Source organism: Pantoea sp. CTOTU46764 (assembly GCF_031974595.1).
Taxonomy (GTDB): Bacteria; Pseudomonadota; Gammaproteobacteria; order Enterobacterales; family Enterobacteriaceae; genus Pantoea; species Pantoea trifolii.
This window is the reverse complement of record NZ_DALYOQ010000079.1, coordinates 15,361-24,023: the sequence shown is the minus strand read 5'-3', so window position 1 is coordinate 24,023 and position 8,663 is coordinate 15,361. Positions and strand designations below refer to the sequence as shown.

The 8,663-nt window shown below is 54.1% G+C and carries 12 protein-coding genes; 7 read left to right on the top strand and 5 right to left on the bottom strand.

The window, feature by feature from the left end; genetic code table 11:
* Both RTM06_RS19935 and dcm read right to left on the bottom strand, forming a co-directional pair.
* The coding region (locus RTM06_RS19935; RefSeq protein WP_312184482.1) for a Tar ligand binding domain-containing protein at positions 1-1,224 on the bottom strand (1,224 nt) is incomplete at its 3' end.
* Positions 1,225-1,348: 124 nt separating this feature from the next.
* A complete protein-coding gene (dcm, locus tag RTM06_RS19930) occupies positions 1,349-2,740 on the bottom strand; it encodes a DNA (cytosine-5-)-methyltransferase (protein ID WP_312184480.1) in 1,392 nt (463 codons plus the stop codon).
* Between the two features lie 128 nt (positions 2,741-2,868).
* Here dcm and RTM06_RS19925 point away from each other — a divergent pair, with 128 nt between their 5' ends.
* The 5 genes from RTM06_RS19925 (at position 2,869) to RTM06_RS19905 (ending at position 5,145) form a co-directional block, all read left to right on the top strand.
* Complete coding sequence (locus RTM06_RS19925) at positions 2,869-3,345, top strand: DNA mismatch endonuclease Vsr (protein ID WP_312184478.1); 477 nt, start codon at positions 2,869-2,871, stop codon at positions 3,343-3,345.
* Between the two features lie 69 nt (positions 3,346-3,414).
* Positions 3,415-3,687 (top strand): hypothetical protein, encoded by a 273-nt coding sequence (locus RTM06_RS19920; RefSeq protein WP_312184476.1) that lies wholly within the window; start codon positions 3,415-3,417, stop codon positions 3,685-3,687.
* Positions 3,688-3,701: 14 nt separating this feature from the next.
* A complete protein-coding gene (locus RTM06_RS19915; protein WP_312184474.1) occupies positions 3,702-4,604 on the top strand; it encodes a DUF808 domain-containing protein in 903 nt (300 codons plus the stop codon).
* A gap of 44 nt (positions 4,605-4,648) precedes the next feature.
* Positions 4,649-4,783 (top strand): hypothetical protein, encoded by a 135-nt coding sequence (locus RTM06_RS19910; protein WP_255253243.1) that lies wholly within the window; start codon positions 4,649-4,651, stop codon positions 4,781-4,783.
* Positions 4,784-4,965: 182 nt separating this feature from the next.
* A complete protein-coding gene (locus tag RTM06_RS19905) occupies positions 4,966-5,145 on the top strand; it encodes a YodC family protein (protein WP_008105429.1) in 180 nt (59 codons plus the stop codon).
* 48 nt (positions 5,146-5,193) lie between these two features.
* Here the strand turns inward: RTM06_RS19905 and RTM06_RS19900 are convergent, their stop codons facing one another.
* The 3 genes from RTM06_RS19900 to RTM06_RS19890 all read right to left on the bottom strand — a co-directional run bounded on the left by RTM06_RS19900 (position 5,194) and on the right by RTM06_RS19890 (position 7,824).
* Positions 5,194-6,414, bottom strand: a complete 1,221-nt coding sequence (locus RTM06_RS19900; RefSeq protein WP_008105424.1) for a glycosyl transferase — start codon at positions 6,412-6,414, stop codon at positions 5,194-5,196.
* A gap of 26 nt (positions 6,415-6,440) precedes the next feature.
* Positions 6,441-7,232, bottom strand: coding sequence for a mannosyl-3-phosphoglycerate phosphatase-related protein (locus tag RTM06_RS19895; protein ID WP_312184485.1), 792 nt, complete (start codon positions 7,230-7,232; stop codon positions 6,441-6,443).
* Positions 7,233-7,590: 358 nt separating this feature from the next.
* Positions 7,591-7,824, bottom strand: coding sequence for a DUF2525 domain-containing protein (locus RTM06_RS19890; RefSeq protein WP_256696753.1), 234 nt, complete (start codon positions 7,822-7,824; stop codon positions 7,591-7,593).
* Between the two features lie 314 nt (positions 7,825-8,138).
* Here RTM06_RS19890 and RTM06_RS19885 point away from each other — a divergent pair, with 314 nt between their 5' ends.
* Positions 8,139-8,297, top strand: coding sequence for a YqaE/Pmp3 family membrane protein (locus RTM06_RS19885; protein WP_007891469.1), 159 nt, complete (start codon positions 8,139-8,141; stop codon positions 8,295-8,297).
* A gap of 68 nt (positions 8,298-8,365) precedes the next feature.
* Positions 8,366-8,560 carry a protein DsrB gene (dsrB, locus tag RTM06_RS19880; RefSeq protein WP_008105417.1) on the top strand — a complete coding sequence of 65 codons (195 nt, stop codon included), beginning with the start codon at positions 8,366-8,368 and terminating at the stop codon, positions 8,558-8,560.
* The last annotated feature ends 103 nt before the right edge of the window (positions 8,561-8,663 follow it).

Genomic DNA, 8,663 nt, shown 5'->3' with positions numbered 1-8,663 from the left:
GCTGCGGCCGTAAGCGCCCGCATGTGCCGACTCAATGGCGGCATTCAGCGATAACAACCGCGTCTGCATCGACAAGTCATCCAGCATGCCCACAATCCCGGCGATATCATCGGATGCGGTGACAATCTGCTGCATCTGGGTTTCCATCTTATCGACCTCTACCGCGCAGTTGCGCATCAACGCATCCGCTGATTGCGCTTCCTGCGTCGCCTGCTGCGAGAACTGTGCACCGATCTCCACCTCTTCCGAAACGCGATCCAGGCGCTGCGACAGGTGATGAAAGCTAGCATTTTGCTTCTGGTGTTGCTGCATCACTTTTTCGTTGTGCTGCTGCATATCCTCGGCACCGGCGGCGACGCTGACCGCCACGGTGTTGATGTCGCGCACAATCTGCTGCAAGCCGCGCCGCATGGCATCAATCGACTGGAACAGCTGGCGCGTTTCCAGCGATTGGCGACGCGGATGGTTTTGCGCATCGACCAAATCACCGGTGGCGACCCGTTCCAGCTGCGCGTTAGCGCGACGCAGCGGCAACAGCACGCCGCGCATCAGCAAGCTGGAGGCCAGCACTAACAGCGCCATCAGCACCGCGCTGACAATCAGCGACATATTGCGGCTCAGCTTCAAGGTGCTGAGCGTGTTCTGATTCACGCTGCTGAGCTGATGATTGGCCTGCTCGATTTCACTAAACCAGGCATCATTAAACTGTTGCTGAAACGCCTGCATCGGCACCATAAAAAAGGCGTTGATGTCGTTGGCCGCTAATCCTTTTAGCTGCTCCTGCAATCCTTCCGCCAGCATAGCGAAACCTTGCGCCAGCGGGCTATCCGCATTGGCGTGGTAGGCGGCGAACTGTTGTTGCGCCTGTTTCAATGAGTCATCAGCTGACGCTGCCAGACTTTTCCAGCTATCCACCGAGCCACTTTGCTGATCCTGCATCAGATAAATACCGGCGCGATGGCTGTTATCGCTGGCGGTAAGCAGTTCGATACGCGCTTTATCCAGCAGGGCCAGACGTTCGCGCAGTTGATTGGCCTGCTGCAGCGAGGTTTGCGTCTGATTGACGTGGGTATTCAGCAGCAGCACACCGGCAAACTGCAGCGAGCAGAACAGCACAATGAACAGCAAAAACTGGCTACGCAAACTGGTGAGCCACAATGGAATTTTCAGGGATAACCGTGCGCGCAGCCGCAGCGGCAGAGAGATAACAGACAGGAGTGACATCACACGCCTCCAAAAAATAAAACAGGAGTATTGGCAGCACGCGTGACAGTTTGGTGACAGCGGGCGCGATTAGGCGGAAAACAGCATAAAGCGCGGCCCTAAATAAAATTGTGGTCCTGAATAGCTACGCCTTTTGCGCGGCGTACTGTTCAATCAGCGGTAATAACAGTTGCGCCACCGCAGCAAATACCGGCACCACCACCGAGTTGCCGAACTGCTTGTAGGCTTGCGTATCGGACACCGGAATACGCAGTTTAGCTTCTCCCGGCGCTTCAAAACCCATCAGGCGGGCGCATTCACGCGGGGTTAAACGACGCGGGCGACGCGCCATGTTCTCTGCCTGCTGGAAATCGCTTTCGCCTTGCGCGTGATCCCAGCCGCGATCGATGAGGATTTCCGAACCATCTTTGTAATAGCGCGCCGATAAGGTGCGCACACAGATGTTTAGATTACGCGGATCGTTAAGGCCAAAGCCGAAGCCGTTACCTTTGGCTTTGTGCTTTTTCGCGTATTGATAGAGATAATTCCACAGCGTCGGTGACAGCGTGTATTTCGCTTCCGGCTGGGTTTCCAGCAGGCTGTAAAGCGACGGCACCTTTTGCGGATAGAGCGCGGGCAGGGCGCGCAACGAAAAGCCATTACTGAGCCCGGTGTCGCGACGAATGCCCACCAGCACAATACGCTCGCGATGCTGCGGCAGAAAATGGCGCGCATCGATAACCTTAGCATCCGGCAAACCGCTGTCGTTGGCATCCGCCACGTCATAGCCGAGTTCATCCAGCGTGGCCATGATGATGGCGAAGGTGCGGCCTTTGTCGTGGCTCTTGAGGTTTTTCACGTTCTCCAGCACGAAGAACGGTGGCTTTTTCGCGGCGAGAATGCGCGCCACATCGAAGAACAACGTGCCTTGCGCTTCGCACTCAAAACCGTGTGCGCGACCCAGCGCATTCTTCTTGCTCACGCCCGCTAGCGAGAAGGGCTGGCAAGGAAAACCGGCCAGCAGCACCTGATGATCGGGAATGGTGCGATCGATATGCTGATAAATTTCCTGCTCATCGCTGATGCCTGCCGGCTGCGTCACCAGACGAATATCACTGTTGAAGTGGTGCAGCTGCGGATCGCTATACAGGTTGGCTTTGTAAGTGCGCACTGCGTCTTTATTCCATTCACTGGTGAACACGCACTGGCCGCCAATTTGCTCAAAGCCACGGCGAATGCCGCCGATACCGGCAAACAGATCAACAAACTGGAATTTGGCGTCGTCATAATGCGCCGGACGCTGCGGCAGCAAGGCCTGCAGGCTGGCGACTTCGCGGCTGGAGAGCGCCGGTACGGCACTTTTACCGGCGCGAATGCGATTCAAACGCGGCACGCTCCAGTCGCGGCCACCGGCGTCGGTTAAGGTAATAACCACATCGCGTGCGGCATAGATATCGAGCACCTGCAGTAACAGCGACGTCGCGTCATCCTGATTGGCAGTTAACGGGGAGGGCGAGACGGGGTCGATAGCGAGCATGCGTTTTTCCTTAACAGTGAAGCGGCTATGCTAACACTCATCACGCAACGAGGAAATTGGCGTGCGGTGTGCTTTCACTTTTGCCCTAAGCCGCTAAAGTTGAAGAAGCGCTAAAACAAGGAGACGCTATGGCAGACGTTCACTCGCAAGCCATTCGCAGCAAAAACATGCGCGCCATTCGCAATCAGGATACCGCGATTGAACAGCGTATCGCGTTGATTCTCAGAGATCGCGGTTTTAGCTATCGCGTGCAGGATAAAGCGCTACCGGGCCGCCCGGATTTTGTCCTGCCCGCCGAGAAAGCGATAATCTTTGTTCACGGTTGCTTCTGGCATCGTCATCACTGCTACTTATTCAAGATGCCCGCGACGCGTACCGAATTTTGGAGCGGCAAAATAAACAGTAACGTTGAGCGCGACCGGCGTTACGTCGAACAACTGCGCGAAGGAGGTTGGAAAGTACTGATTGTTTGGGAGTGCGCGCTACGCGGCAAACTGCAGCTGGAGGACAGCGCGCTGATAGAACGTTTAGAAGAGTGGCTGCTGGCGGCAACCGACAGCAGCGAAATCGACCATCAGGGCTTGCATCACTATCGCGTTGAATAGTGCGAGATTGTTGCTTTTAGCCGCCATAACAGTTTAGATCTCCCTTTTCTCTGGGACGCGGAATGAGCCATGAGCAGCATCAAACTTACCGTTAAGCGCCTGTATCAACTCCGCGATGAGCGGATGGTGACAACCCAAGCCACGGCGCGCATTTATCTTGGCGATCGACTGGTTGCTACCGAAGAGATCAGCGGCATGACGGAAAGTCCGGTGAGCAAGTATTTGCACGCCGGAGATCTGACGGGGCCATTACGCGTTGAATGGGACTGTGAGGGCATCGCCGATATGTCAGTGACGGCGATTGAGCGTTGCCCCTGTTGTCAGGATCACGAACCGGAATAATAAGGAATACCACTTTGGCAGGAACCAGTTTACTTACACTTCTGGATGATATTGCAACACTACTCGACGATATCTCGGTAATGGGCAAAGTTGCGGCAAAGAAGACCGCAGGCGTATTGGGTGACGATCTGTCGCTGAATGCGCAGCAGGTTAGCGGTGTCAAAGCCAACCGTGAATTGCCGGTTGTATGGAGCGTGGCAAAAGGCTCCTTTCTCAATAAATTCATTCTGGTGCCGCTGGCATTATTGATCTCGGCTTTTGCGCCCTGGTTGATTACGCCGCTGCTGATGATTGGCGGCGCGTATCTCTGCTACGAGGGCGTGGAGAAAGTGCTGCACAGCCTGAATCATGATAAGGCTGAGCAGAGTCCAGAAGCGCGTCAACAGCGTCTCGACAAACTGGCGCAGCAGGATCCGCGTGCGTTTGAAAAGGACAAAGTTAAAGGCGCGGTGCGCACCGACTTTATCCTCTCGGCAGAAATTGTCGCCATCACGCTGGGCATCGTTTCAGAGGCGCCGCTGCTGAATCAGGTGTTGATTCTGGCGGGCGTCGCTATTCTGGTGACCATCGGCGTGTACGGCATCGTGGCGATGATTGTCAAAATCGATGATTTGGGATTCTGGCTCAAAGAGAAATCCTCCACCGTCGCGCAGGCGGTTGGCGGCGTATTGCTTGCCTTTGCGCCCTGGTTAATGAAAGCCTTAACGCTGGTCGGTACCCTCGCGATGTTCTTGGTCGGTGGCGGCATTGTGGTGCACGGCATTACGCCGTTACATCACGCCATCAGCGAATACAGCGCCGGATTCAACGGTGTGGTCTCGGCACTGCTGACCAACGGCGCCAATCTGGTGATCGGCTTTATCATTGGGTCGATCGTGCTGTTGGGCGTAAATCTGATTGCTAAGCTGCGCGGCTAGCAGTTATAAAGCGCTGTAAATTTCTAATCACGGTCAGGAGAACGATGATGAACGACGATATGTTTGAATTTGATATCGATGCACAGCTGGAACAGGCTGAAGCCAAAGCGGCAGAGAAAGCCAACGAAGTCCCGGCTGATATCAGCGACGAAGCGGACTGCGAAGGCTGCAAAATCTAATTTTCCTGTTCGGGAAGTGCTATCAAAGCCGACAATAAATCTTGTCGGCTTTTTTTATTTGCAGAGTTTTTAACTGCTTATTCTGATTTAGTAGAAGTAATAGATTTATCGTATAGGAAAAAATCGGTCACAGCTGCTATACCTAAATTCGGTCATTTAACGATGAAAGAGGGAGGTGCGGTATGATCTTTGCAATCAGTGACGAAGTTCAGCACAAACAGGGCGGACCCACCATGGTGGTCACCGGCTATGCCAGCGGAATGGTAGAGTGTCGTTGGTATGATGGTTACAGCGTGCGACGTGAGGCGTTCCACAGTGACGAACTCAGTCACTTATCGAGCGCGCAACAGCTGGCCAGTTAAACACATTCGGGACGATGCCAGTCGTCCCGAATGTGGTTCAACCCTGCATCACACCTTGCCGTCGTTATCCTCTTCCACCGCCTGATAAATACGCTGCAGAATATCCGGGAAAGCGGATTGCACACGGCTCCAGCTGGGAATAAACGGTTTCTCATTTGGACGCTCAATAAAGGCTTGTCCGGCATCGAGAATCGCCTGAGTGAACATTTCCACCGCCGCTTCTTCAATGTGCTGATCAAACTTGAGGCCGTTCATGGTGGCTTCGTGGTTGTAGATCTCCATCATATCCAGCGCATTGCGGTAGTAAGTTGCTTTCAATACGCGGAACGAATCGCTGGTGAGCGGCACGCCCATGGTTGCCAGCTTACGCAGCAGCGACTGCACGATGTCATTACTCATGCGCTTCAGACCGCCGGTGCCATCATCTTCGGCCAGCGGCTGATGTTTGTGGTCGTAGTTATCGGCAATTTCCACCTGACAGGTCTGGCGCGTGGTGTAGTTACGGTAAATCTCCGACAGCACGCCAATCTCTAATCCCCAATCGCCCGGAATCTTGATGCCGTTGAGCACGTGCGTGCGCATGGCAAACTCGCCAGAGAGCGGATAGCGGAAGCTGGTGAGGTAATCGAGGTATTCCGAGTGACCGTAGACTTTCTGCAAGGAGCGCAGCAGCGGACCCACCAGCAAACGACCAACGCGGCCATTCAGCTTGCCATCGGCTACGCGCGCATAAAAGCCTTTGCAGAACTCATACTGAAACGACGGATTGGCCAGCGGATAGAGCAAACGTGCCAGCATGCCGCGTTCGTAGGTGACAATATCGCAGTCGTGTAGCGCCACGCATTGGGTACGATCCGAAGCCAGTGTGTAGCCGGTACAGAACCACACATTGCGGCCTTTACCGGGTTGGCTCGGTGACAAACCCTCTTTATCCAATTCGGCGTCCAGCGCTTTCAGGCGCGGGCCGTCGTTCCACAAAATGCGATGGCGCTGCGGTAGGCGGGAGAAGAACTCGCGCGCAAAGAGAAATTGGTCGCGATCGGCGCGGTCGAGGCCAATCACAATCTCATCCAGATAGGGCACTTTCGCCAGTTCATTAACAATATTATCCAGTGCCGGGCCTTCCAGTTCCGAAAACAACGACGGCAAAATCAGCCCCATTTTGCGTTTGCGTGAGAAGCGCACCATCTCCTTTTCCAGCGATTCGACGCTGCGGTGGGTGAGATTATGGAAATTAGTAATGACACCATTCTGGTAAAAATCACTCATCGTCTCATCCTTCTGGTTAAAGGCCGTTACTCGGCAAGAAAATAGTCCAGACCTTCACGCCAGCCCTGCGGACCAACGTGCGCGGTGTGGTAAACGTTCTCGGTATCGGTGCGTTGCAGTTCTACCGGCGTTTTGCTGAAGCCTTTGATCACCACGGCATAATCAACGCGCTCCAGCATCGGCACATCGTTGGGGCCATCGCCCAGGCCGATGATGATGCGCGATTCTCCTTCTTGCGCGGCAAGATGCTGCTGGATTTCCGCCAGCGCAATGCCTTTGCCGGTACCGGCGGGCATCACATGCCAGAATCGTCCGCCCTGGGTTAACGCCAGATGGTGCTCGGCAAGCGCCTCACGGAACTCCTGCAAACGGTATTCATCATCGCGCCACAGCACCACTTCCGACGCTTCGCGCAGGCGGCTTTGGCTGGCTTCGGTGAGGGTTAAACCGGTAAAGCGTGCCACTTCGGCATCGCTGAATTCGTGAAAGCCGTTGAAGCGGAACCGCGCCTGCAATGAATGCAGCGTCTGGCACAGCGCGTGATAGTTGGCGCTGGTTTCGGTTGGCGGCGTCTGTTCACCGCCCAGCACCACGCTAGCACCGTTTTCAGCAATAAAGGGTGCGCCAACAATGCCCAGCTTCTTTTGCAGTGGAATAATCTCTGCCGCCGTTTTGCTGGAACAAATCACCAGCGGAATCAGATGTTGTTTCAGACGCGCCAGCCATTCACCGGCCGCATCCCAGTTGTAGTCATGATGATCCAGTAATGAGCCATCAAGATCGGTAACGATCATCAGGGAAGAGTTAAGACTCAGCATCATCACACTCCTTACGCCAGTGGCATCCGTAAAGCGAAGAGTAATCAGTATAATAGCGGAATCGCGATCACACTTTTTCCGGCGACCCGGCCAGCGACATCCAGGATAATTCTTAAACAGCAGACGCGATGGGACGCGCGATGCACATTTCGTGCACAGCTGAAACCAGTCGTGACGCGGGACGCAGTGCGATTCGCATGAATGGTTATACAAAATTGTTCGATTTACATGCAGGGATGAGACTTGTCTTAATCGAACTAAAGCGTAATCTGACCGGGTGTTAAGAATTCCCTGGTGTAACGAATTGACTGATTTATTTTACCCGGCCATCCCGCCGGGTATTTTTTTGAAATCGATTTCAGCGGTTCACTTCACTGATGGCGAAGTCGCGAATGTCGAGTTCGAAAGCTTCCGCTAACTCAGTGTAAGAGCCATACGCCTCGCCGTTCACGTTAACGCGATGGGCATTTTCGGCTGCCATAAACTCTTGTATCTCGCCCGACGATTTCTTCTGAATCGCCTCCAGCAGCGCTTCGACATCAATATTGACTTCGCGCTGCACATTCTCGCTGTACTCTTTTGCCGTCGTCATAGCGCCCTCCCAGAGGCGATTGGATGAGTTAACAGTATAGACGGTGCTGAAAAGAGGGCGTTGCGGGCAAATTGCAGGCAAAAAAAAGCCCGCGCTGCGCGGGCAAAAATCCTTGTTACTTTTAGGTTGACTGCGCCTTTGGGGTTGGTGCAGTGAGGAGAAGTGTACGAGCAGCCCGCGTCAAAAGTCTTTCTGTGAAACGTTAAGAAAGCGAAAAAGTGCGTCTTGACAGAGTTTTACCTGCCTTTAAGTGCACAGTGCGTAACAGCGTCTATGCTTAGCGATTGATTGTTAAGTGATATCAGGGAGTGAATATGGACTTTTTACGTATTGTCATCGCCATTTTGGTACCGCCACTGGGCGTGTTCTTGCAGGTCGGGTTCGGCGGAGCGTTCTGGCTTAATATTCTGCTGACGCTGTGCGGCTACATTCCAGGCATCGTTCATGCGGTGTGGGTTATCGCCCGACGCTGATCGCGATCAGGCAGTGTTGATTATCTTCCGTTAAACTGTGTCGCAGGACAATTTGTGGAGAGTAATCAATGAAGGTGAACGATCGCGTTACGGTTAAAACCGACGGCGGCCCGCGTCGTGTGGGTACGGTGCTGGCAGTGGAAGCATTCAATGAGGGCACCATGTATCTGGTGGCGTTGGAAGATTACCCGCTGGGGATTTGGTTCTTTAATGAAAGCGATCATGCCGAAGGCGTGTTTGTGGAGCCGTATGAAGGGGCTTGATTGATTTTTCCCTCACCCTAACCCTCTCCCGCCAGCGGGAGAGGGGACAGATCGGCGCACCATCCACTCCCTCTCCCACGTGTGGGAGAGGGCCGGGGTGAGG

Bases quoted from the DNA above. Each gene is read 5' to 3' on its own strand.
- dcm (WP_312184480.1), bottom strand. From the start codon at position 2,740: ATGCTCGCTATCGACCCCGTCTCGCCCTCCCCGTTAACTGCCAATCAG.
- RTM06_RS19925 (WP_312184478.1), top strand. From the start codon at position 2,869: ATGGCAGACGTTCACTCGCAAGCCATTCGCAGCAAAAACATGCGCGCC.
- RTM06_RS19920 (WP_312184476.1), top strand. From the start codon at position 3,415: ATGAGCAGCATCAAACTTACCGTTAAGCGCCTGTATCAACTCCGCGAT.
- RTM06_RS19910 (WP_255253243.1), top strand. From the start codon at position 4,649: ATGATGAACGACGATATGTTTGAATTTGATATCGATGCACAGCTGGAA.
- RTM06_RS19905 (WP_008105429.1), top strand. From the start codon at position 4,966: ATGATCTTTGCAATCAGTGACGAAGTTCAGCACAAACAGGGCGGACCC.
- RTM06_RS19900 (WP_008105424.1), bottom strand. From the start codon at position 6,414: ATGAGTGATTTTTACCAGAATGGTGTCATTACTAATTTCCATAATCTC.
- RTM06_RS19895 (WP_312184485.1), bottom strand. From the start codon at position 7,232: ATGCTGAGTCTTAACTCTTCCCTGATGATCGTTACCGATCTTGATGGC.
- RTM06_RS19890 (WP_256696753.1), bottom strand. From the start codon at position 7,824: ATGACGACGGCAAAAGAGTACAGCGAGAATGTGCAGCGCGAAGTCAAT.
- RTM06_RS19885 (WP_007891469.1), top strand. From the start codon at position 8,139: ATGGACTTTTTACGTATTGTCATCGCCATTTTGGTACCGCCACTGGGC.
- dsrB (WP_008105417.1), top strand. From the start codon at position 8,366: ATGAAGGTGAACGATCGCGTTACGGTTAAAACCGACGGCGGCCCGCGT.